A 22,136-nucleotide genomic window follows, 5' to 3' on the forward strand; every position below is an offset into this window, starting at 1 on the left:
GGCATGTGGCGCCGACACGTTACTCCAATAAAACAGGCGTGGACCCGTGCGCTTTTTCTTTATTACGAATTCTCCTGTTCTCGCGCGTTTTGTTTCGGACAACGGTGCCGATCGCATTTTCGTTGATCTCGAACTGATCGGCAAAGTCGAGCGACAGGGACATCTCAATACAGTAATCAGCCGACATCACATTGATGATGTCCGCCTCGTCCGCGCTGCAGTTCCCGATAAGGAACTGATGGTCCGCCTCAATCCACTCCATGAAGGATCGCAGCAGGAAATTGATCTGACGGTCGAATCCGGTGCCGATATCATCATGCTACCGATGTTCCGGACGACGTCCGAAGCCTGCCAATTCGCGGACATGATTGCCGGACGATGCCGTCTGTGCCTGCTAGTCGAAACGCGCGCTGCCATGCAGGTAATTGGCGAGTTGGTATCGATCCCTGGCGTCGACGAGTTTCATATCGGCCTTAATGATCTTAGCTTGGATCTGAGACTGAACTTTATGTTCGAGCCGTTTCCTCTAGGCTTGGTCGATGCGATGGCGACCGAATTGACAAAGGCTGGCAAACCGTTCGGGATCGGCGGCCTGGCTCGCGCCGATGAAGGGCTGTTGCCGGCACGACTGCTGATTGGCGAGCATGTCCGGCTCGGTTCGTCGGCTGCCATCCTGTCGCGCACATTCCATCGCCAGCACGACAACGTTGAGGCGATCCGCGCCGAAATGGATTTCGCGGCTGAAGTCGCGCTACTGCGGGAAATCGAGCGTGACTGGCAGCAGGCGTCGAGCGACGCGATTGAGAAGAACCGGATCGAGGCGTGGCAGCGAATCGCCGACATAAGGGCTCGGCGCTCGCTTCCGAATAACTGAGATGCCTTCGCTGACCCGTGTCCGATCGATCACGCTAGGTGCCAGCGGACTACTCGCGACCGCGCTCATGGCAGGTCGATTGTCAGGGTTGGGGCGTGAGCTAATTCTGGCATCGCGGTTCGGCATCTCGACGCAGGCGGATATCGCCGTCGTGCTTCTGACTGTGCCCGACCTGCTGGTGAACCTACTCCTGTCGGGCGGGCTGAGTGCAGCACTCGTTCCCCGGCTGCGCGCCTTGCCGGCGGAAGCGGCGGCAGAATTGTTTTGGAACGCCTGCTTGTGGGTGACGTCTGCGTTCGGGCTTCTGGCCCTGATCATCGCCATCTGGCCGACGGGCGTCTTCGCAATCTTCGCTCCTGGCCTATCCCATCCGGCCGGGGTGGCTGGTAGGGGCGCAATGACCCTAATGGCGCTTTCGATCCCGTTGACGGCCCTGTCCGGCATCACGGCGGCGTACCTCAACGCACGCGAACGCTTTTTCATCGCGGGCCTCGGAACTTTAATCTTCAATCTCGTAGTCATCGCGGCCCTAGTCGGATGGGCCGGAGAGGATAGCTTGCTGGTTCTGACAGGCGCGATCCTTGCCGGTGCGACGATCAGGCTCATGTCGCAGATCGCCGCCTTGCCACGATCAGCGCTAGTTCGGGGGAGGGGATTCACCCGCTTCGATCGCGCTTTCTCGCTGGCACTGGCTGCCGGAATCGCCGCGAGCAGCCTAACGCTTATTCCCCCGGCTCTTGTCCGTGCAGCGGCCTCGCTTCTGGGTACGGGCAATGTCGCGGCGTTCAACTATGCACAGAAGCTGGTGGAGCTCCCACTGGGTATATTGATCACGACGATCAGTACGGTCGCGCTCACCAGACTGAGTGGCCATTATGCCGAAGGGCGGGAGGACGATGCTCGCGACACGCTGCGCAGCGGACTTCGACTGTCGCTGTTGCTGGCAATCATGGTCGTGTTCTTCGGCGAACTGCTCGCCGAGCCAGTCGCGGCTCTCGTCTTCCTGCGTGGCGCGATCGACGAGCGGGATGTCGTGCAGATCGCGGAACTGACGCGCATCATCCTGATCGGCGTGCCTTTCGTGGCCATCAGCAGCTTGGCCATGGCGAGCCTAAATGCGCAGATGAGGACCTCAGAAGTCTTGCGCTCAACGGGGGCGTCGATCGGCGTTCTGGTCGTACTTGCCGTTCCCGGACTGCTGGCATCGTCGGGGCCGTTGCTAATGGCCGCGGTGACGGGATCGCAAGCTACGCTGGCGTGGTTTCTTGCCAGGCGGGCAGGAATATGCTTGTGGGGCCGCGCTGGAATAATCGACCACCAGTCTCTGAAGGCGATCGGCTTTGGTCTGGTGGTAGCGATGATTTTTGGAGGTATCGCGTTCTTTTTCGACCGGGAAAAAGGTGTCGTAGCAATTGCCTTAGGCGTTGCCGGCTTCGCGGCGGCCATCGGCACGTCCGTATCGGTCGCGCGTCGTTGACGAAGCTCCCATGATTACCGGCAGACATCCGGATCCGTCACCCGAAGACGAATATCCTGACCGCGGTCTCGTCTGGGTATTGGGGAAGCGAGCGCTCGACGTCCTGCTTGCCGCCGCCGCGCTTGTCGCACTGGCGATCCCGATGGGACTGGTGGCGTTCGCCGTACGGCGGCATGACGGCGGCCCAGCCTTGTATCGACAGATACGCGTGGGGCGCGGTTGCCGGACATTCCGAATGTTCAAGTTCCGGAGCATGGTCATCGATGCCGACCGCGTCGGCGGATATGCGACGGCGACCGGCGATGCACGAATCACGCCGATCGGTCGCTTCATTCGCCGGACCAGTCTGGACGAGTTGCCGCAGCTGTTGAACGTGTTGCGCGGCGACATGAGCATCGTTGGCCCCCGCCCGGACGTACCCGCGCAGGAGCATCTTTATGCTCCGGACGAATGGCGGCTGCGGCATTCGGTGCGGCCCGGTATCACGGGGCTGGCACAGGCCGTGTCGCGTTCTGTTGCGACGGCGGAGGCGCGTAAGGAACTGGATCTTTCGTATGCGCGGGAGGCCTCAGTCGCGCTCGACCTCAAAATCATCCTGATGACGGTTCGTCAGCTAACGGGAAAGACGGGTAACTAACGTGTGTGGCATATTCGGCTATTTCGATCGTTCGGGCGAAAGCCTCCCGCAGGACGCGATCCGCGCGATGGGCAACGCCATCCGCCATCGCGGACCCGATGACCACGGTATCTATAGCGAGGCCGGCATCGCACTGGGCAATCAGAGGCTATCGGTCATCGACATCCAGGGCGGGCATCAGCCTTTTGTGTCGGATGACGGGCAGATCGTCGTCGTCCAGAACGGCGAGATCTTCAACCATGTTGAACTGGCCGCCGACTTGGCGGGCACGCCTTATGCCTGCCGTACCCATTCGGATACCGAGGTGCTGTTGCGTCTGTATGAACGCGAGGGGTTGGCGTTCCTTGACAAGCTGAACGGCATGTTCGCAATCGCCATTCTCGACCGGCGCGAGGGGGCGGTCTATCTTGTTCGCGACCGCATAGGGGTCAAGCCGCTGTACGTGGCTGACGACGGGCGCAGGATGGTGTTCGGGTCGGAAATCAAGGCGATCACACCCGCATTGCCAGGGTCGGCTACTCTCGACGTCGAGGCGCTGCATCATTTTCTAACGTTCAATTACGTTCCCGCACCGTACACAATGCACGCCGGCGTACGTCACGTGATGCCGGGCCATGTAATGAAGGTCACCAGGTCCGGAACGCGGAACTGGCGCTGGTGGGATCTGGCGAAGACCGCGCCGGTTCACGACCGTCCAGAAACCGACTGGATCGACGAATTCATTGCGATCCTGGACGATGCCGTCCGCATCCGGATGCGTTCGGACGTGCCGTTCGGCGCCTTCCTGTCGGGCGGCGTCGATTCCAGCACGATCGTCGGGATGATGGCGCGTCACGCCGCCGAACCCATCAAGACGTTTTGCATCGGTTTCGACGATCCACGCTACGACGAATCCCCCTTCGCCGAAGCGGCTGCGCGCCGATTCGGGACGGAGCATGTCATGCGGCGCGTCAACCCCGACATGCTGGCCTTATGGCCGATAGCGGTGCATCACTGCGATCAACCGCATGGTGACATTTCTTTCCTTCCTACCTATCGCGTATCGGAACTGGCCGCCGACCATGTGACGGTGGTGCTGACCGGCGATGGCGGCGACGAACTCTTCGCCGGATACGATAAATACGCCGCATTCTTCGCGCAGCCAGACGTCGCGACGCTTGATGACGAAACGTTCCAGCGGCGCTATTTCAGCAGTATCTCACTGTTCGACGACGATCGCAAACTGGCCCTGCTGGATCCGGAGATCCGCCAACAGGTCGCAAGCATCGATTCCTTCGATATCGCGCGGTCCTGGTTCGATCACGTGCCGCATCAGGACCGAATCAACCAGGCACTCTATCTCGACATGCAGCTGCTGTTGAGCGGCAACAACCTGGTCAAGCCGGATCGTATGGGCATGGCCGTTTCGATAGAGGCGCGGACGCCGTTTCTCGACTACCGCATGATGGAATTTGCGTTTCGGATGCCCGGTGACCTCAAGTTGAAGGACGGGATCACCAAATATCTCTATAAACAAGCTGCGGCACCACTGATCGGAGACGACCTGGCCTATCGCAAGAAACAGATGTTTACCGTACCGGTCGGAGACTGGTTTCGTGGCCGTCTGAGCGGATATTGTCGCGAGCATATCGAACGACTGGCGCAACGAAGCGCGCTGTTCGACGCCGATCATCTGCGCACGCTTCTGGAAGACCATATCTCGGGAAGTGCCAACAATACCCGTGAGTTGCGCAGCCTCATCGCGATCGATCACTGGCTGCCATGACGACTATGGCGACCGTCGCCGCATCCGACGCGGAGCCGGCTACCGGCGCGACCTATCCTGCGGTCACGCGCCTAGATTCGCTGGATTTGTTACGTGGGCTGTGTGCACTGGCGGTTGCGGTTTTTCATTATCATTCATGGGGCGGTCTTCAGTTCCCGTCTGCGTTCGAAGGCTTTCTGGCGATCTGCGGCACCTACGGTGTGTCGGTGTTTTTCGTCCTGAGCGGCTTCAGCCTTGCCCACGGCTATGGCGATCGTTTCGGAGACATGGTCACAGCGAGCGCGCTTCTGCGGTACGGGCGGCGTCGCGTTGGTCGTCTGGCACCACTGTTCATGGCAGTGGTGCTGGCATCGCTGGCGGGCAAGCTTCTGAGCGGGAAAGACGTTCCTGACATTTATGCTATCGCGGCTAACCTGACGCTGGTGTTCGGGTTCATTGATCCGGCGCAGACGCCCGTCATCGGTGGATGGAGCATCGGTGTCGAGGTTGTGTTCTACGTCGTCTTCCCGATTCTGCTGCTGTTACGTCAACACATGAAAATCGTTGTGACGTTCTCGATTTTCCTTACCGCATGGACTAGCAGCCGTCTGGGGGGCCTTGAAACGCTTGAACAAGGATGGCGGCTCTACGTCGGTCCCGCTAACCACCTTGTCTTCTTTGCGACTGGGGCTTTTGCCGCATTGAAACTGCGCGATCGTGCGCCGATCAAGGATATTGTCGGGCTGGCTCTCGTCGCCGCCATTCTACTGGTTGTGGTGCTTCTATCCATCGGAGTGGATGAACTGGCGGCCGTGACTGGATTGCGACGGCTCGCGCTAGTACCCCTGTCGATTCTACTAGTTATCGCTACGTCACGGATCCGGATCGGTCGCCTGTCGCTGATTGCCTCCCTAAGCGGCGGTGCTAGCTATCCCCTGTACCTGATACACCCCCTATTCTTCTTCCTGGCGGCCCGTCTTCTTCCAGCAAACTCAATATTTTTTAGCCTAATCCTGCTTGGAGCAATCATAGTCGCAGTGCTTATCGATTATATGATCGACAAGCCACTGCAACGACGGATCAAAGCGGCGGGCTGGTAATATGAATCCTGCCCTTAACTCGATACCGCCACAACTTTTCATGGCATCGACTATTGCCCGGATGTGGCGGACAAACATCTTTGCAAGCTACCTTATTCTATCGGTGGCATGCGCAATCTATGCGCAGTCGATCGGTCGCACTTTTCTATCGAACGATCTTCTTGATGGGTTTACCATTCAAGTTACCTATATCTGGAATTATTTTTCCGGCGGAAACTCGATATTTAAATTAGAGCCCCTGTTATGGATTCACTCCGCTCGAGCATTGATCGCTTATATTTTTGTCAGTGTTGAAGATATTTTTGGAGTTGGATCCACCTCATTTTTAATACTTCTAATGTATTTGCCGATTGTCAAGGAGTTCGCCAACGCAAAGAGAGGTTTTTTTGTTTTTGCACTTCCTTTATCGATTTTAGTTTTTAGTCCCAGAACTGCGCTGGTCATTGTATCCGTAGCATATCTGCTGATGTTTATATTTCGCGGAAAGGCATATCTTTATCTTTTGCCTTCTTTATTTCTGTCGACGTTAAGCTCGGGAGTTGTTCTTAGTAATTTGATTATTACACTACTTTTGGTTCGGAATTATCGCCGAAGGTCGTTCGCGTTGTATCTATATGCCTCTACGTTAGCTATATCTTTGTTGATATCTGTTGGCGATAAGTATATCGGATTTAATGAACAGAGAGCAGGATATAATTCAACGGTATATGGCGCGTCAGGAATCAGCGCGATTATTTCCCGTAGCACGATTTTTGTTTCTTTGCAGGAAGGAAATTTTGTGCGCTTTTTTGCCTATATAGCACTCGCCGTACTAGCGATGCTCTTGTTGTTTGTGTCGATACGGATGCGTCGCTATCGTGGCTACGCTGCGATCCTGCTGGCGGCGGTCCCATCTGTGTTTCTGGAAGGGCTGGGTTTCGTTTCGCTGCTTGTTCCGGTTCTTTTGCTCATGGCAGGGCGCCCGCTGCCCTGGCGCCCTGAGCCCGTGGAGCGGACCATTGGCTGACATTCTCGATGCGTTGCGCGACCGAGTTTTGTTCGTGTCTTATGGCGGTGGCCATGCGGCTTCGCTGGCACCGGTGGCGAAGGAGTTGGAGCGTCGCGGCGTCCCCTTCTCGATCCTCGGACTGACGACGGCGGCGTCCTATTTCGCGCGTCATTCGCTGGAGCCGCTGGGCATGGCCGATCTTGTCGGCCGCGTCCCGGGCTATGAACATGCCGTGAAGACCGGCGAACGCCTAGCGGCGGGGCAGCCACGGCATGGTGCCGTATCTGCAACGGAAACCGCCGCCTATCTTGGGGCGGGATATATCGCGCTGGAGAGGATGTATGGCGCCGAGGAAGCGCAACGACGCTACGACAGGTTCAACCGCCAGAGCTTCCGTCCGCTTGATTTCTTCGACCGGCTGTTCGCAGCTGTCCGGCCGCGCGTTTTGGTGGCGACTAATTCGCCTCGCTCGGAACAGGCGGCGTTGAGTGCAGCCGGCTCCGCGGGGATCGCGTCGCTGTGTCTGGTCGACCTGTACGCAGCCTTCGAGATCGAATGGTGTGCGGCGCCCGGATATGCCGACCGCGTCTGTGTTCTCAATGAAACGATCGCCGAGCGTTTTCGCACGCGAGGCGCAGATCCCGCTGCGGTCCGGGTCACGGGCAATCCGGCGTTCGACAGGCTGGGCCTGCTCGACCGGCACACCGTGCGTGCGCGTCATCGTGCGGCACTGGGATTGCGCGATGGCGACCGACTGATCGTCTGGATTTCGCAGCCCGAACCGCAGCTTCACCCTTTTTCTGGCGTCCGTGGTGATCCCAGCCTGCCGGCACGGATTGAGACGGAACTGGCGCAAGGTTTCGCCGATGCGTCGAATGTGTACCTTGTAATGCGGCTTCATCCGAGCGAGGATCGCGGCCCGGCGGTGACGGGCGACAGGCTGCGTTACGGCACGGCGAGCGAGCCGCTGGACGACCTGTTGTGCGCGGCGGACTGCGTCGTGACGTGCAGTTCTACCGTTGGGGTGGAAGCAGGCTTGCTAGGAATTCCAGTGGTCCAGGTCATGCGCTCGATCTTCTCCCGCGACCTTCCCTTGGCCGATATGGGCTATGCGACCGCAGCGACCGGCCCGGAAGATTTGAAGGCCCGCATCGTCGACGCCTTCGCGACGGGATTGCGCGATCCCGCTCGTGTCGGCATCACGTTCGATGCGGCTGGGCGCGTGGCCGACGAGATCGCCGGACTGAGGCGATGACTCGTCATTTCGTCGTCGCCAGCCTGGGCAGCATCGGGCAGCGCCATTTGCGCAATCTCCGAATCCTGCGCCCGGATGCCCGGATCACTGCCTTGCGGCGCCCCGAAAGCGCCCCCGTCACCTGTGACGGCTGCGACGGCGAGGTCACCTCGGTCGAGGCGGCGCTGGCGCTTCGCCCCGACGGGGTGATTCTCGCCGGACCCGCGCCGACCCATGTCCGGCTCGCTCGGGCCTTTGTCGAACAGGGCATTCCGGTCTTCATCGAGAAGCCGCTTTCGCACGATATAATCGGCCTGGACGAACTGGCGGCTGTCGCGGCGCGGGGCGCGATACCAGTGATGGTCGGCTACAACCTGCGGTTCAACCCTTCGCTGAACGCGCTCAGGCAGGACCTGCTGGGCGGTGCGATCGGCAAGGTGCTGGCGGTGCGCGCGGAGGTCGGACAATATCTTCCGGACTGGCGATCAAATGCGGACTACCGCCAGGGCGTGTCCGCCCGACGGGCGCTGGGCGGCGGGCCGATCTTGGAACTGAGCCACGAGATCGACTATCTCTACTGGCTGTTCGGAATGCCGGCGTGGGTGACCTGCCGCGGGGGGCGCTATTCCGATCTCGAGATGGATGTCGAGGACTGCGTCGACATCTGCCTCGAATATGCCGAGCCGCGGCGCCTAGTGTCGGTGCATCTGGATTTTCTGCAGAGGCCGGTCGCTCGCACCTGCAAGTTCATCGGATCCGGCGGGACCATCGTTTGGGAAGCGCTGCGGGATCGCCATATCGTCGAGGCCATGGATGGTGGACGTCGCGTCGTGGAATCCCCGTTGCCTGATCGCAACCGGATGTATTTGGACGAACTCACCGACTTCCTCGGCGCGATCGAAGACGGGTGGCCCGTTTCTATTCCGCTGTCCGACGGCATCGACGTCATGCGGATCATCTCGGCCGCCGCCCGATCGCTGACGATCGGTCGGTCCATATCACTCCTTGAAGTGGAGCCTTACGCATGAAAGCGCGCGCCTTCATCTTCGCCCGCGGAGGCTCGAAGGGGGTGCCGCGCAAGAACGTGCGGGCGCTTGGCGGAGTGCCGCTGATTGGCCATGCCATCCGGGTCGCGCGCGCCTGTCCATCCTTGGACGAAGTCATCGTATCGACCGACGACGAGGAAATCGCACAGGTCGCGCTCGATCTTGGTGCTGAGGTTCCGTTTCTCCGTCCCCCCGCGCTGGCTTCCGATACTGCATCGGAATGGATGGCGTGGCGTCACGCCATCGAATGGGTGCGGCGACATCGCGACGACTTCGATATTTTCGTCAGCCTGCCCGCGACCTCGCCATTTCGCGCCGTGGACGACGTGGAAGCCTGCATCGACATCCTGCGCCGCGACCCGCGGACCGACGTTGTAGCCACCGTCAAGAAGGCGGAACGCAGCCCTTATTTCAACATGGTCAGCCTGGATCCGGACGGTATCGCGCGACTGGTCATCCAGCCCCAGGGGGACGTGACGCGGCGACAGGACGCACCGGTCGTGTACGACATGACGACGGTCGCCTATGCGGTACGGCCCGACTTCGTGATGTCACGTGCCGGCCTCTTTGACGGTCGGATGCGCGTCGTCGAAATTCCGCCGGAGCGCGCACTGGACATAGACACGCCGTTCGATTTCGCGGTCGCGCAATATCTAGCAGAGCAAAATGCCGGAAACGGCTGGGACCCGATAGGAATTTGATGCGCACCATAGCACAGTTGAGCGATTTGACAGGCAGGATCGCTCTTATAACCGGCGGGGCTGGGCATATCGGTCGGGCCATGGCAGGGGCGCTTGCCGAACAAGGCTGCGGCCTCATCTTGGTCGACCAGGATCAGGCGGCCCTATCCGACACTGCCGCTCCGCTGGGCGAGGCTGGGCTGCCGATCCACATAATTCCCGCCGACCTTGAGGATGAAGCGCAGCGGATTCGAATGATCGAGCGTGTCGTCGGCGATATCGGGCAACTCGATATCCTCGTCAACAATGCGGGGTTCGTGGGAACCAACCAGCTAGAGGGTTGGGCCGTCCCGTTCGAGGAGCAAAGCCTGACGACCTGGCGTCGTGCGGTCGAGGTCAACCTCACCGCCCCATTCCATCTCGCCCAGGCATTCACCCCGCTGTTGCGGCAAAGTGGTCGCGGCACGATCGTCAACGTGGGATCGATCTACGGCATCCTCGGCCCTGACCTCGATCTGTACGCTGGCACCCGGATGGGAAATCCCGGCGGCTATGCCGCAAGCAAGGGCGGGCTCCTGCAGTTAACCCGCTGGCTTTCGACGTCGCTCGCACCGGCGGTCCGCGTCAACAGCGTCAGTCCGGGTGGCCTTGCACGGGGGCAGGCCGACAGTTTCGTCGAACGTTACGTCCGACGGACACCTTTGGGTCGGATGGGCACCGAAGAGGATTTCAAGGGCGTCATATTGTTCTTGGCGAGTGATCTGTCAGCATGGATGACGGGCCAGAACATCATGGTGGATGGCGGATGGTCCGCATGGTAGAGGCGCGGTGTTTTGTGATCCTGGAGCGCCCAGAACGCCGTGAAAACCTTTATTATCGCCGAAGCTGGCGTCAATCATAATGGTCGAGAAGAACTTGCATATGCATTGGTCGAAGCCGCGGCCGGAAGCGGTGCCGATGCGGTCAAGTTCCAGACCTTCTCTGCCGACCGGCTAGTCCGTCAAGGCGCGGCGACGGCTGACTATCAACAGCGGCAAACCGGAACCAGCGACCAGCATGCGCTGTTGAAATCGCTCGAGTTGCCGCTCGCCCTTCATGAAGGGCTGTTTCGCCGATGCGGTGAACTGGGGATCGAGTTCATGTCGACACCGTTCGACAGGGAGTCCGCCGATTTCCTCGCCCAGCTAGGCATGCGGCGGTTCAAGATTCCTTCGGGCGAGATTACCAACGAGCCGTTCCTGGCCCATCTGGCGCGATATGGGCGACCGCTCGTCCTGTCGACCGGAATGGCGGACATGGACGAGATCACGCGAGCGGTCGAAGTCATCGGACAAGCGCGCGCGGACAGCGGACAGGCGCCCATCGGGGGCGAGGACCTGACGATCCTGCACTGCACGTCCAACTATCCCGCCGCCTATGCTGACGTGAATCTGCGCGCCATGGCCAAGATTGGGCAGGCAACCGGACTTCCGATCGGCTACTCGGACCATAGCTTGGGTGTCGCTGTTTCAACCGCGGCTGTCGCCTTGGGCGCGGTCGTCATCGAAAAGCATTTCACCACTGATCGCGACCTGCCCGGTCCGGACCATCGCGCATCGCTGACAATTGCGGAACTGACCACCATGGTGGACCAGATCCGTGCGGTAGAAATGGCATTGGGATCGCCAAACAAGCGTCCGACGGAATCCGAATTGCCCGTGCGATCGCTGGTTCGGCGAAGCGTGACGACCCTGCGACCGATTCCCGCCGGCGCCTACATAACACCGGAAGATATCGGTCTACTGCGCCCTGGAACCGGAATCCTTCCGCGCGACAGTGGAGCCGTCGTCGGCAAGCGAGCCCGTCATGCGATCGACGCCGGAATGACGTTGCAATGGTCGGATATAGAATGAGCCGATTGATCTGGTACGTCTCGGGCACGCGAGCAGATTACGGTCTGATGCGTGCGGTCCTTCAGGCGATTGATCGTCATCCTGACCTACGACTCGGAATATTGGTGACGGGCATGCACCTCGAACCAGCCTATGGCAAAACGGTGGACGAGATTGCGGCGGACGGGTTTGACATCGTCGCGAAATTTCCCTCCGGAGAGGGGACGAGCGGCGGTGCCGAGATGGCTCGCGGCATATCGCGCATGATTTCGGGCTTTACCGACGCGATGGAGCGTGGGCGACCGGATATCGTGCTACTGCTCGGCGATCGGGGAGAAATGCTCGCCGGGGCCATCGCGGCGATACATTTGGACCTGCCGATTGTGCATATCCACGGGGGGGAGCGGTCGGGGACCGTCGACGAACCGATCCGCCATGCGATTTCGAAATTGGCGCACTATCACTTTGCCGCGACCGAAGAATCCGCGGAACGCTTGCGCCGTATGGGCGAGCACGCCGACGCCGTCCTGACCGTCGGCGCGCCTGGGCTGGTTGGTCTTGGCGATGCCGTCATGCGATCGAAAAACGAGTTGGCGGCAGAGGTTGGGTTCGACCCGTCACGCCCGATCGCGTTGTTCGCGTACCACGCCGTCCTCCAGGAAGCCTATATGGCAGGCACGATCGCGGGAGCCATTCTTGAGTCTTTGGTCGCGCGCGGTTTCCAGACGATCGCGCTCAAGCCGAACTCGGACAGCGGCGGCGACCGTATCCGCACGGAACTGGACGCCCGTACGGGTCAGCCTGGCCTCGTCGTGAAAACCCACCTTACGCGATCGCTGTTTATCAATTGGATGGCGGTGGTCGACCTGATGATTGGCAATTCCAGTTCCGGCATCATTGAGGCTGCGACGTTCGGCACGCCTGTAATCAACGTCGGTCCTAGGCAGAACCTGCGGCAACGCAACGGCAATGTGATCGACGCTGCCTCCACTCCCGAAGCCATCGACGCGGCGATTGCAACTGTCGCTAGCGGCACGCGCTTTCCAACAGCTAACATCTATGGCGACGGCGCATCGGACGAACGCATCGCCGCGCTGCTCGCGACTCTGCCGCTCCAAGGCGTGACATGGAAATCTAATGCCTATTGAACCGCTTTTAGTAATCGGCGCAGGCGGGCATTCCAAGGTCGTTCTGGATGCATTAGCGTTGACGACCCCGCGCGCCGTACGTCTTTGTGACGACGATCCGCGCTGCGTCGGCCAGGTCGTGATGAACACTGTAGTGGAGGCTCGGCCGGCGATCGCGACGCAACGGGGCATTCCCTTTCATATCGCGATCGGGAACGCGTTGCATCGCAGGTCACTCCAGAAGGCGCTGGTCGAAGCTGGCGCAATTCCAACGTCGGTCATCCATCCGGCGGCCGTAGTATCCGCATCGGCGGCAATCGGTGCAGGCAGCTTCGTGGCTGCGCGGGCTGTGATCGCGCCAGATACGGGCGTCGGCGATAGCGTTATCGTAAATCATGGTGCGATTATCGACCATGATTGCGAAGTCGGCGATTTTTCGCATATCGCACCGAACTCGACACTATGTGGGGGTGTCCGTATCGGCGTAGCGGTCCTGATTGGAGCGGGAGCGACAATCCTGCCGGGTGTCCATATCGGCGATGCCGCCATTATCGCCGCCGGTGCCACGATCGTTCGTGACGTGGCCCCGAATGAGAAGGTAATCTTCGCCTTGGCTCGTAAGAATTGAAGGTTTGCGCGTGGACATAGAAGCGATCTTTGTGACCCGTTCTGTATCTTTGCGCCACGCGCTGGAACGGATGAATGCCGGAGGCAAAGGGCTGTTGCTCCTAGTCGACGGAGACGGTCGTTTTGAACGAACGATCACCGACGGCGACCTGCGCCGCGAGCTTCTTGCCGGTCGGTCGCTTGATGACGACCTTCGGCAACTCGCGTCGTTCCACTCGCTCACGATCGATGAGAACACCACGCGCCGGCAAGCTCTGGCGCTCATGAACGAACATTCCATCAATCACATGCCGGTGATCCGGCCCAATGGAACCGTCGCAAGCCTGCTGGATCGCCGTGAGGTCGACAGCCAGATCCTTCTGTCAACCCCGCATATGGGTGATACCGAACAGGCCTTCGTCGAAGAGGCTTTCCGTACGAATTGGATTGCTCCTCTCGGCCCCCATGTCGATGCTTTCGAGCAGGAATTGGCCGAATTGGTTGGGATGGGACATGCCGCAGCGGTTTCTTCGGGGACTGCCGCGCTCCATCTGGCCTTGCGGCTGCTCGACGTCGGCCCCGGCGATCGCGTCTTCTGCTCGACACTGACCTTTGCCGCCAGCGCCAACCCCATTGTCTATCAGGGAGCGACCCCGGTCTTCATCGATTCCGAGGCCGAAAGCTGGAACATGTCGCCTATCGCTCTCGAACGCGCATTCGCCGCAGCGAAGGCCGAAGACTGGTTGCCCAAGGCTGTGATCGTGGTCAACTTGTACGGCCAAAGCGCTAATATTGATCCGATCAAGACTATTTGCGACGCGCACGGCGTTCCTATCGTCGAGGACGCAGCGGAATCACTTGGTGCGACCTACAAAGGTCGCGCGAGCGGTTCTTTCGGATTGCTCACCGTCTTCTCCTTTAACGGAAATAAGATTATTACGACATCGGGCGGTGGCATGCTACTGTCGAACGACGATCATCTGATCGAGCGCGCTAGATTTCTGGCGACACAGGCTCGCGATCCCGCCCCGCATTACCAGCATAGCCAGATCGGCTTTAACTACCGTTTGAGCAACATCCTGGCTGGTGTCGGTCGAGGGCAACTAAAGGTTCTGGGTGATCGCGTGCGCGCGCGCCGGGACGTGTTCAGCCGGTACGAGCATGGTCTGTCCGACATAGCGGAGATTAGATGGATGCCTGAACCGGAGTGGAGCCATGGGACGCGCTGGCTGACGGCCTGTACCGTTGACCCGGCGGGGCCGATCAGCCGCGAGGGCCTGCGCCTTCATCTCGCGGAGGATCTGATTGAGGCACGCCCCGTGTGGAAGCCGATGCATCAGCAACCCGTATTTGCCGGTGCAGCCTATTACAGCGCCGAGGAGCAGTCGATTTCTGACCGTCTGTTCGATGACGGCCTGTGCCTGCCATCAGGGTCGAACCTGTCGGATGTACAGATCGATCGAACAATCTCGTCGATCAGGGCGGCATTCGGACGCTCATGACGATCATTAGGGCCACGATATGGTCTGCGTCGGGGATTGTTTCGCCGTTGCGCGAAACGCTGTAGAGCCGCCTCCCAAGCATGAACCTATACTATCGGTGCCGTCCAGGCGCGATGCATGCCCGGGGGCGAAAGGATTAGAATGCGTAAGGTTATCGCTCCGTTGTTGCGGATGCCGCATACCGGAAGGGGGCTTCTGGCGCTCTTTGCGGACATTCTGATCTGTCCGATCTCGGCATGGCTGGCATTCTACCTGCGCCTTGGAGAAATCTCCGGTTTCGCGGCTGGCTTTCATGTGGCGTCGCTTGTCAGCCTGGCGATCGCCCTGCCTATATTTTACGTCTCGGGCTTGTACAGCGTCATCCTGCGCCACGCGACTTGGAACGTTCTGATCGATATCGTGCGTTCGGTCGTGATCTACGGCGTCGTATTTGCGTTCATCTTTTCAGTTGTCGGCGTGCCGGGCGTACCCCGCACTATCGGCCTAATCCAACCTATTCTGTTGTTCTTGGGTATAGGATGTTCACGTGCGATCGTCGGATATTGGCTTGGCAACACATACCGACGGCAGCATCGCGACGAGTCGAAGATCAGTATTCTGATCTATGGCGCTGGTGCATCGGGACGGCAGTTGGCCAGTGCGATAAGCTATAGCGGTGCTTTTCGGCTTGTCGGGTTCGTAGACGATGCACCGACACTGCGCGGTCGCCGATTGGGCAACGTCCGCATTCATGGACCCGACGAATTATCAGCTCTCATCCGCAAGCACGATATCGAGGAAGTGCTGCTGGCGCTGCCGTCTGCTCCGCGCAGCCGGCGAAACCAAATCATGAAACTGCTCTACGACTTGGATATTCGCGTTAGAACGCTTCCAGGACTGATGGATTTGGCGAGTGGTCGGGTCGAGGTGACAGATCTTCGTCCTTTGGAGATCGAGGACCTGCTCGGTCGCAACGTCGTGGCACCGGACCCGATCCTGCTCGCGCATGATATCAGGCGAAAGACTGTCCTGGTGACAGGGGCTGGTGGTTCGATCGGAAGTGAACTGTGCCGGCAGATTCTGCAGGTGCAGCCTGCGACGTTGCTGCTTGTCGAAAGCAGCGAGTTTTCACTGTATTCCATCAATCAGGAACTTGAAAAGGCAGCCCTATCCCAAGGCGCCACCGAAGTATCGATCGTCCCTCTTCTCGCATCGGTGCGTGAAACGCGACGGATCGACGAGATTATCAGGACGTGGCGGGTCGATACCATCTACCATGCAGCGGCCTACAAGCATGTTCCACTAGTCGAACATAATCCGACTGAAGGCGTCTTGAATAACGTATTCGGTACTTTGTCGACGGCGCGGGCTGCACATCGCCACGGGGTCGCAAAATTCGTTCTCGTCAGTACAGACAAGGCGGTTCGTCCGACTAACATCATGGGTGCCAGCAAGCGTATTGCCGAAATGGTGCTGCAGGCGATGGCGGAGGAGCCTACCGACACTTGCTTCACCATGGTCAGGTTCGGTAATGTCCTAGGATCGAGCGGATCGGTTGTGCCCCTGTTCCGCCGCCAGATCGAGGAAGGCGGCCCGATCACTATCACCCACCGCGACATCAATCGATATTTCATGACAATCCCTGAAGCTGCCCAACTCGTCATCCAGGCTGGGGCGATGGCGCATGGTGGTGAGGTTTTCGTCTTGGACATGGGCAAACCGGTGCGCATTGCCGACCTTGCGCGCAACATGGTGGAACTTTCCGGCTTGACAATCAGAGACCATAACCATCCCGACGGTGATATCGAGATTCATGAAGTCGGCTTGCGCCCTGGTGAGAAGCTCTATGAGGAGCTATTGATTGGCGACAATCCCGAGATGACATCCCATCCCCGGATCATGAAGGCTAACGAGCAGTTTATACCCTTGCTCAAAATCAATGATGAACTTGAGTTGATGATGCATGCGATAAATGATGATAACGCTATCTTGCTCAAGGAAATACTTTGTAGGATTGTTCCCGAATATAACACGACCAGTGATGTTGTTGATTGGGTAGGAATAAGACGTGCTGCGATCGTCGTAGATAGTGAATTATAGATTGATTTGGCGAGCAACTTCATTGGCCATTAACATCAGTAAGATCGTGCGGATGTTTTCTGGAGTAATGATCTTCATTCTGACATCTACGGTTTTGCTGTCATTTAGTAATGATGTTTCAAAGGCTGAACAGCCTGTGAGCCGTGATCAGAGCGGTTTTGTTGACGGTGTGGCCGATGTGCGCTCGCCAGCGTTCGGTGCGAAGGGCGATGGTCGTGCTGACGATACCGTTGCCATCCAAGCTGCAATTGATCGATATGCTCGCGTATATCTTCCGGCTGGTGTGTACCGCATTAATTCGAAAGTCGGCCTGTCGTTGCGAACCGGGACGCAACTGCTAGAGACGGGCGCGCAGCGACTTTGCTCGTCGCAGTGCCAGGCGGTGGAACCCTTGCGGATTTGGCGTCATACAGAACGGGATCTCTGATACGCCGCAAGTTCGACCCTCATCATCAAAATTCCTATGTCAATTATGTGAGACTGGCCGATTTTAGTGTTATCTTGAATCATCCCAGAGATGCAGTGACGGCAGATAGAATTCAGATCGGAATTGATTTTCGGAATATCAGTCGCTCCATAATAGAACGCGTGCACGTTGGAAATTCTCTACCAGAGGGTACAGTACTGCGTAAAGTAGCGGCGCACGTGTACGATAGCCAGGGTTATGGTATTGTCTTGGGTTCAGTGCCGAGTGGCTTGATATCTTATGCGGGCGGCGAACTCAACGTTGTTAGAGATTCGAGTGTCTGGGGCGCTTACAAAGCTATCGTTCAGGACGATTTACGATTGAGTCCGCGCTCGGCCGCTCATGCGACCAGGATAGAGCGAAATGACCTTCAGGGTGCGCAATATCTTTTGTCTCAAGAGAGCCGATACATGCACGGAAGTGTATGGCGCGACAATATCCTGCAAAATGTCGTTCCCAGGCCCGATGGGGTAGAAGACGCGGCCGTCATTCATGTTGATGGGCAGGATTCCCGTGTGGACGGGGGCTATGTCGAAGCTGGCGGATTAAGTAAATATCTTATTTATTTAGGGAAGTTTACCAAACGCGTTTCAGTACATCTCGACTATACAAGCTGCACCAATACAACAAAGATAGTCAACTTGGGGAACGACAATAAGATATCGTTGAGTGATGCTTGTCTTACCTATAGATAGACATCATTTATCGTATGTTCTAAGTGACTGATCATCCTCGGCTTGACGGACACCCATGATAGGCTCAGCGGGCCAAGAGGTGTGTTGATGGCAAGTACGACGAAGCGTCGTTTTACGGAGGAGTTCAAGCGCGAGGTTGTGGTGTTGTGAGAGACGAGCAGCCGCACACAGGCCGAGATAGCGGCTGAGTTAGGTATCGTGCCTGCGTTGCTGGCAGCGCAAGCAGCAGGAGGGCAGCGCTCCGCCGGCCAGCCGTGGGAGTGGCAGGAATTCTGTGCGGGAGGCCGTTATCGTCATCAGATGACGAGCCGCTCGCCGAAGATGACGGCGAACTGGGTCTTTGCCTCGGACCACTCGCGGGGTGGACGTTTTCTACTCCTGAGCGGCGGTATTGAGTACGATGTATAGCAGCTTCATCGCGGCATCGTCACCGGGGAAGTGGCCGCGGGTCCGCACAGCCCTTCGCAGTTTCGAGTTCAGCGCCTCGATGGCGTTGGTGGTGTAGATGATCCGGCGGACGCCCTCGGGGAAGGCAAAGAACGGATCACCTGGTCCCAATGGCGCCGCCAGCTCTGCGCGATCGCCGGGTACCGCTTGCCCCAGGGACGGCCTCGAAGGCGTCCAGCGCCGCCAGGCCGGCTTCGACCGTCTCGGTGCGGTAGACGCTGCGGAGTGCCTGTGCGATCGGCTTGCGGTCCTTCCACGACGCAAAGCTCATCGAATTGCGCAGCAGTGGACGATGCAGAGCCTGCCCGGCGAAGGCCGAAGTCTGGACGACCGTCGCCGGGAAGGCTGCGTTGATCGCCTCAGGAAATCCCTTCAGGCCATCGACGACGGCGATCAGGATGTCGGCGACGCCGCGGTTCCCAAGCTCGTTCATCACCGCCAGAATTTGGCGCCCTCGGTCTGGTCGATCCAGATGCCGAGGATGTCCTTGGTGCCATCGGGCAAAATGCCAAGCGCGATGTATACCGCCTTGTTGCGCACGAAGCCCTCGTCGCGGATCTTTACCCGGATCGCGTCGAAAAGACGAGATCGCAGGTGTCGAGCGGGCGGCCCTGCCATTCCGAAACTGTTTCCAGAACCGCGTCGGTCACCGTCGAGATCAGGTCCGGCGACACGTCGATGCCGTACAGCTCCTCCAGATGCCCGCGGATCTCGCGCACCGTCATCCCGCGCGCGTACATCGAGACGATCTTGTCATCGAGGTCCGGAAACCGGCCGCTGGTACTTGGCGATGAGCTTCGGGTCGAACGTGCCCGCCCGGTCGCGCGGAATGTCCAGCGTCACCTTCGACGTGCCCGTCAGCATCGTCTTGCGCTACGAGACGTTACGCCGATTGTCGGCACCTTCATTCCCGAGATGATCGTTGAGCTCAGCCGACAGCATGCGCTCCGAAAGCGCCTTCTTCAATTCGTCGAGCAGCCCGTCCTTCGCAAACAGTTCCTGTGGTCACGGCCAGCCAGCAGCTGGTCCAGAACGTCCTTGTCGATTGCCATATCGATGGTCCTTCCTCTCCATCATTATGGCCTCCCGCACAGAATTCCTGACACTCCCGCTTGCCCCGGATCACACCTGTAGACCCATATCGCGCATCAGCCGCTCGATGGTGCAGCGGGCGACCGGGAAGCCCTCGCGCATCATCTGCCGCCAGACCTTGCGGACGCCGTAGACCGCGAAGTTCTTGGCGAACCCGCGAGCCACTTCGGGCTTGAGAACTTGATCCCGCTGCGCCCGCGCCGACAGGCGCATTGGATTTCGTCGTTGCGCGACATGCTCGAAATACGTCGATGGGGCGATCGACAAGACGCGGCAGATCGGCTCGACCCATAGACATCGCGGTGATCATCGATAAAGGCGAGCATCACCGGAACGGGCGGTCGAGCTCCGCTGGACAAAATACGCGGACGCCTTGCGCAGGATCTCGTTGGCTTGGCGCAACTCACGGACTTCGCGCTCCAACGCCTTCATCTTGTCAGCAACCTCGGTCGGAACGCCAGCGCGCCTGCCGCTGTTCACCTCAGCCTTCTTCACCCACTCATGCAGCGTCTGCGGCACGCACCCGATCTTCTCCGCAATGGAAACCACCGCCGCCCATCGCGATGGGTGATCGCGCTCGTGTCCAGCACCATCCGTACCGCCCGCTCGCGGACCTCAGGCGCAAACTTGTTCGTCGTCTTGCTCATACAGGCTCCACCTTCTCAGGAGTTGGAGCCTCCGATAAACCCGGCACGGTTCAAATCGTCACTACAGCCTGGTTCCAGCTGGATGAAGAAACTGGGGTCACGTCACCAAATGCCCCGATGGAGAGCTTCTTCCACACCCTCAAGGTCGAGCTGGTCCATCAATGCCGATGGGCGCCCCAGTCAAAAGCCCGACAGGCGCTGTTCGGATACATTGAAGGATACTACAACCGGCACCGCATGCACTCGGCCCTCGGGTATCTGACACCCGAGCAAGCCGAGCAGCGCATGACCGGCTAACCCCGCGTGTCCGCCAAAACGGGGAATGATCAATCTCGCGCCTAGTTAACTTCCCCACTGCTCAATCGCCCACCGGACTCTCTCCGTGCTTCCTGAGCACGTCGTTGAAAGCTCGGTCATCGAGCCTGCAGGCTTCGTCCTTGGCGGCGCGCCAGCATGTGCATGGCAAAGGACATTTTCAGGCGAGAAGAAGCCGGCGATCTGTTTGCGTCCCTGACGGCTTAGGGGTGTCTTGTCGATGGCCTCCCCTGCTCCGGGCGTTCCCGCTGCAGTCTGTTTCAACGCCGGGCTTGTCCCGCGCAGATTGGCGAAGCGGGTTTACGGCTCATGCGGTGGCTTTCCTTTGCGCTTACGTGTGGGCAGGCCGACCTGTCGACATGTCCAATCGTAGATCTGCCGGATTTCCTCGGCCGCCTTGCCCGATGGCTCGGCCTCCAACACGCTTTTCCCTTCGGAACTGGCGTGACGATATGCTGCGGCGGTCGGGAGGAGGATCGGGCATGGCGGCGTGCCGTAGCTTTCGACCAGCTCGCCCGCTTCGGCATAGATGCGCGGAGCGTTTGGGCTGCCGGCGATGAAGACGACATAGGCCGGTCTGCGCAGCAGTTGGACGAGTTTCGCCGTCGTCTGGATCGCAGCCAGATCGAACGCGCTCGGGCGGCACGGGATCAGCACTAGGTCGGCGACCTCGACCGCGGCGCGGGCGGCGCTGTCGGCGTGGGGGGCGTGTCGATGATGATAAGCTCGGCTCCCTGCCCGCTCGCCTGCGCGACCTTCGCGGCCAGGCGCGGTGGGGGTGAGTCAATCACTTCGGGCGGCGCGTCCTGACGCCAGGCGGCCCATTGGCTGGCGGTCGCCTGCGGGTCGGTGTCGATGACCAGCGCGACGCGGCCCGCTTCCTGCGCCGCGGCGGCCAGGTGCAACGCGAGCGTGGTCTTGCCCGCCCCGCCCTTCTGGCTGATGACCGCGATCGTCGGCATGATCGAATTTCCTACATGTCTACATGGCGACTCGCCGAGATTTCGACGATGCCGTTTAGGCGGCTTGTCGTCGCCCTAACCCGATCACGGTTGGACAGCTAGTCCCATCGACATGTCGACGTGCAAAGCATGCAACATGTCTGCGGCATGATCGAAGGGCGGCACCATCCGTTTGGTCTCTTCGAAAGCATTTGGACCGCGGAGCCAAGCCGTCCTGTCTTGGCCGTCGGCAATCGATCGAAGGTTGCCGAGTGACTTTTCCCCGACCGATTGGTCAGGCGGAACGCAGTCGGCCAGCGAGGCCGACGTCCGCTTGCGCAGGATCATAAGACATGGAGGAACGGTTGCGCATCGGGTTGAGACTCATGCTTTTGGGCGTCGAGCGCGGCGCCCCGACGGGCGAGCACTTGGCTGAGCCATCCGCCCACCGTAACCACCGCCAGTTCGCGGGCGCTCAGGCTCGCCTTCATCGCAGTGAACTCGGCGGTGCGGGTCTTGGAATAATGCAGCCGCGCTTTGCTGAGCCACGAGAACAACCCCGCCTCCC

18 protein-coding genes, 4 pseudogenes and 1 other annotated feature are annotated in these 22,136 nt (G+C 59.4%); of the genes and pseudogenes, 18 read left to right on the forward strand and 4 right to left on the reverse strand.

The features are described from left to right. The first annotated feature begins 46 nt into the window (after positions 1–46). The 17 genes from JW805_20905 to JW805_20985 all read left to right on the forward strand — a co-directional run bounded on the left by JW805_20905 (position 47) and on the right by JW805_20985 (position 18,126). Complete coding sequence (locus JW805_20905) at positions 47–874, forward strand: hypothetical protein (GenBank protein MBN2974451.1); 828 nt, start codon at positions 47–49, stop codon at positions 872–874. A 1-nt stretch (position 875) separates the two neighbouring features. After that, complete coding sequence (locus tag JW805_20910) at positions 876–2,351, forward strand: hypothetical protein (protein MBN2974452.1); 1,476 nt, start codon at positions 876–878, stop codon at positions 2,349–2,351. Between the two features lie 10 nt (positions 2,352–2,361). Beyond that, positions 2,362–2,988, forward strand: a complete 627-nt coding sequence (locus JW805_20915) for a sugar transferase (protein ID MBN2974453.1) — start codon at positions 2,362–2,364, stop codon at positions 2,986–2,988. Position 2,989: 1 nt separating this feature from the next. After that, the gene (gene asnB / locus JW805_20920) at positions 2,990–4,753 is read left to right on the forward strand and encodes an asparagine synthase (glutamine-hydrolyzing) (GenBank protein MBN2974454.1); all 1,764 of its coding nucleotides are present in this window, start codon (positions 2,990–2,992) and stop codon (positions 4,751–4,753) included. Positions 4,754–4,758: 5 nt separating this feature from the next. Continuing rightward, the gene (locus JW805_20925; protein MBN2974455.1) at positions 4,759–5,832 is read left to right on the forward strand and encodes an acyltransferase; all 1,074 of its coding nucleotides are present in this window, start codon (positions 4,759–4,761) and stop codon (positions 5,830–5,832) included. 40 nt (positions 5,833–5,872) lie between these two features. After that, positions 5,873–6,838 carry a hypothetical protein gene (locus tag JW805_20930; protein ID MBN2974456.1) on the forward strand — a complete coding sequence of 322 codons (966 nt, stop codon included), beginning with the start codon at positions 5,873–5,875 and terminating at the stop codon, positions 6,836–6,838. Beyond that, positions 6,831–8,075, forward strand: a complete 1,245-nt coding sequence (locus JW805_20935; GenBank protein ID MBN2974457.1) for a hypothetical protein — start codon at positions 6,831–6,833, stop codon at positions 8,073–8,075. Before JW805_20930 ends, JW805_20935 begins: the two co-directional genes overlap by 8 nt. After that, positions 8,072–9,082: a Gfo/Idh/MocA family oxidoreductase gene (locus tag JW805_20940; GenBank protein MBN2974458.1), complete on the forward strand. Its 1,011-nt coding sequence runs from the start codon at positions 8,072–8,074 to the stop codon at positions 9,080–9,082. The genes JW805_20935 and JW805_20940 overlap by 4 nt, the downstream gene beginning before the upstream one ends. Continuing rightward, positions 9,079–9,801: an acylneuraminate cytidylyltransferase family protein gene (locus tag JW805_20945; protein ID MBN2974459.1), complete on the forward strand. Its 723-nt coding sequence runs from the start codon at positions 9,079–9,081 to the stop codon at positions 9,799–9,801. Before JW805_20940 ends, JW805_20945 begins: the two co-directional genes overlap by 4 nt. 80 nt (positions 9,802–9,881) lie before the next feature. Next, positions 9,882–10,601: an SDR family oxidoreductase gene (locus JW805_20950; GenBank protein ID MBN2974460.1), complete on the forward strand. Its 720-nt coding sequence runs from the start codon at positions 9,882–9,884 to the stop codon at positions 10,599–10,601. A 39-nt stretch (positions 10,602–10,640) separates the two neighbouring features. Further along, positions 10,641–11,672, forward strand: a complete 1,032-nt coding sequence (gene neuB, locus JW805_20955) for an N-acetylneuraminate synthase (protein MBN2974461.1) — start codon at positions 10,641–10,643, stop codon at positions 11,670–11,672. Between the two features lie 5 nt (positions 11,673–11,677). Beyond that, positions 11,678–12,799: a UDP-N-acetylglucosamine 2-epimerase (hydrolyzing) gene (gene neuC / locus JW805_20960; GenBank protein ID MBN2974462.1), complete on the forward strand. Its 1,122-nt coding sequence runs from the start codon at positions 11,678–11,680 to the stop codon at positions 12,797–12,799. Beyond that, positions 12,789–13,406: a NeuD/PglB/VioB family sugar acetyltransferase gene (locus JW805_20965; protein ID MBN2974463.1), complete on the forward strand. Its 618-nt coding sequence runs from the start codon at positions 12,789–12,791 to the stop codon at positions 13,404–13,406. Before neuC ends, JW805_20965 begins: the two co-directional genes overlap by 11 nt. A 10-nt stretch (positions 13,407–13,416) precedes the next feature. Further along, entirely contained in the window at positions 13,417–14,886 is a 1,470-nt protein-coding gene (locus JW805_20970; GenBank protein MBN2974464.1) for an aminotransferase class I/II-fold pyridoxal phosphate-dependent enzyme, read from the forward strand. A 141-nt stretch (positions 14,887–15,027) separates the two neighbouring features. Next, a complete protein-coding gene (locus JW805_20975) occupies positions 15,028–16,965 on the forward strand; it encodes a polysaccharide biosynthesis protein (protein MBN2974465.1) in 1,938 nt (645 codons plus the stop codon). Positions 16,966–16,987: 22 nt separating this feature from the next. Beyond that, positions 16,988–17,392 carry a hypothetical protein gene (locus JW805_20980; GenBank protein ID MBN2974466.1) on the forward strand — a complete coding sequence of 135 codons (405 nt, stop codon included), beginning with the start codon at positions 16,988–16,990 and terminating at the stop codon, positions 17,390–17,392. Positions 17,393–17,439: 47 nt separating this feature from the next. Next, positions 17,440–18,126, forward strand: a complete 687-nt coding sequence (locus tag JW805_20985; GenBank protein MBN2974467.1) for a hypothetical protein — start codon at positions 17,440–17,442, stop codon at positions 18,124–18,126. A 296-nt stretch (positions 18,127–18,422) separates the two neighbouring features. On the opposite strand, the pseudogene JW805_20990 reads toward JW805_20985, so the two are convergent. Further along, positions 18,423–19,625 (reverse strand): annotated as a pseudogene (locus JW805_20990) (IS256 family transposase). 76 nt (positions 19,626–19,701) lie between these two features. Beyond that, positions 19,702–20,312 (reverse strand): annotated as a pseudogene (locus tag JW805_20995) (IS3 family transposase). Next, positions 19,918–20,032, reverse strand: a sequence feature (AL1L pseudoknot). Its footprint overlaps the pseudogene before it by 115 nt. Before the next feature lie 108 nt (positions 20,313–20,420). On the opposite strand from JW805_20995, the pseudogene JW805_21000 reads away from it, so the two are divergent. Beyond that, a pseudogene (locus JW805_21000) lies at positions 20,421–20,609 on the forward strand (IS3 family transposase). Positions 20,610–20,927: 318 nt separating this feature from the next. Here JW805_21000 and JW805_21005 read toward each other — a convergent pair. Continuing rightward, positions 20,928–21,589, reverse strand: a pseudogene (locus JW805_21005) (AAA family ATPase). A gap of 323 nt (positions 21,590–21,912) precedes the next feature. Then, positions 21,913–22,136: hypothetical protein (locus JW805_21010; GenBank protein ID MBN2974468.1), on the reverse strand; the 224-nt coding region annotated here is incomplete at its 5' end.

The sequence above is a fragment of the Roseomonas aeriglobus genome (genome assembly GCA_016937575.1).
GTDB lineage: Bacteria > Pseudomonadota > Alphaproteobacteria > Sphingomonadales > Sphingomonadaceae > Sphingomonas > Sphingomonas aerigloba.

What these genes read in the sequence shown, in the direction of transcription:
- JW805_20965 (MBN2974463.1), top strand. Translation starts at nt 12,789, where the DNA reads ATGCCTATTGAACCGCTTTTAGTAATCGGCGCAGGCGGGCATTCCAAG.
- JW805_20945 (MBN2974459.1), top strand. Translation starts at nt 9,079, where the DNA reads ATGAAAGCGCGCGCCTTCATCTTCGCCCGCGGAGGCTCGAAGGGGGTG.
- JW805_20940 (MBN2974458.1), top strand. Translation starts at nt 8,072, where the DNA reads ATGACTCGTCATTTCGTCGTCGCCAGCCTGGGCAGCATCGGGCAGCGC.
- JW805_20925 (MBN2974455.1), top strand. Translation starts at nt 4,759, where the DNA reads ATGGCGACCGTCGCCGCATCCGACGCGGAGCCGGCTACCGGCGCGACC.
- JW805_20915 (MBN2974453.1), top strand. Translation starts at nt 2,362, where the DNA reads ATGATTACCGGCAGACATCCGGATCCGTCACCCGAAGACGAATATCCT.
- JW805_20930 (MBN2974456.1), top strand. Translation starts at nt 5,873, where the DNA reads ATGGCATCGACTATTGCCCGGATGTGGCGGACAAACATCTTTGCAAGC.
- JW805_20910 (MBN2974452.1), top strand. Translation starts at nt 876, where the DNA reads ATGCCTTCGCTGACCCGTGTCCGATCGATCACGCTAGGTGCCAGCGGA.
- JW805_20975 (MBN2974465.1), top strand. Translation starts at nt 15,028, where the DNA reads ATGCGTAAGGTTATCGCTCCGTTGTTGCGGATGCCGCATACCGGAAGG.
- JW805_20950 (MBN2974460.1), top strand. Translation starts at nt 9,882, where the DNA reads ATGGCAGGGGCGCTTGCCGAACAAGGCTGCGGCCTCATCTTGGTCGAC.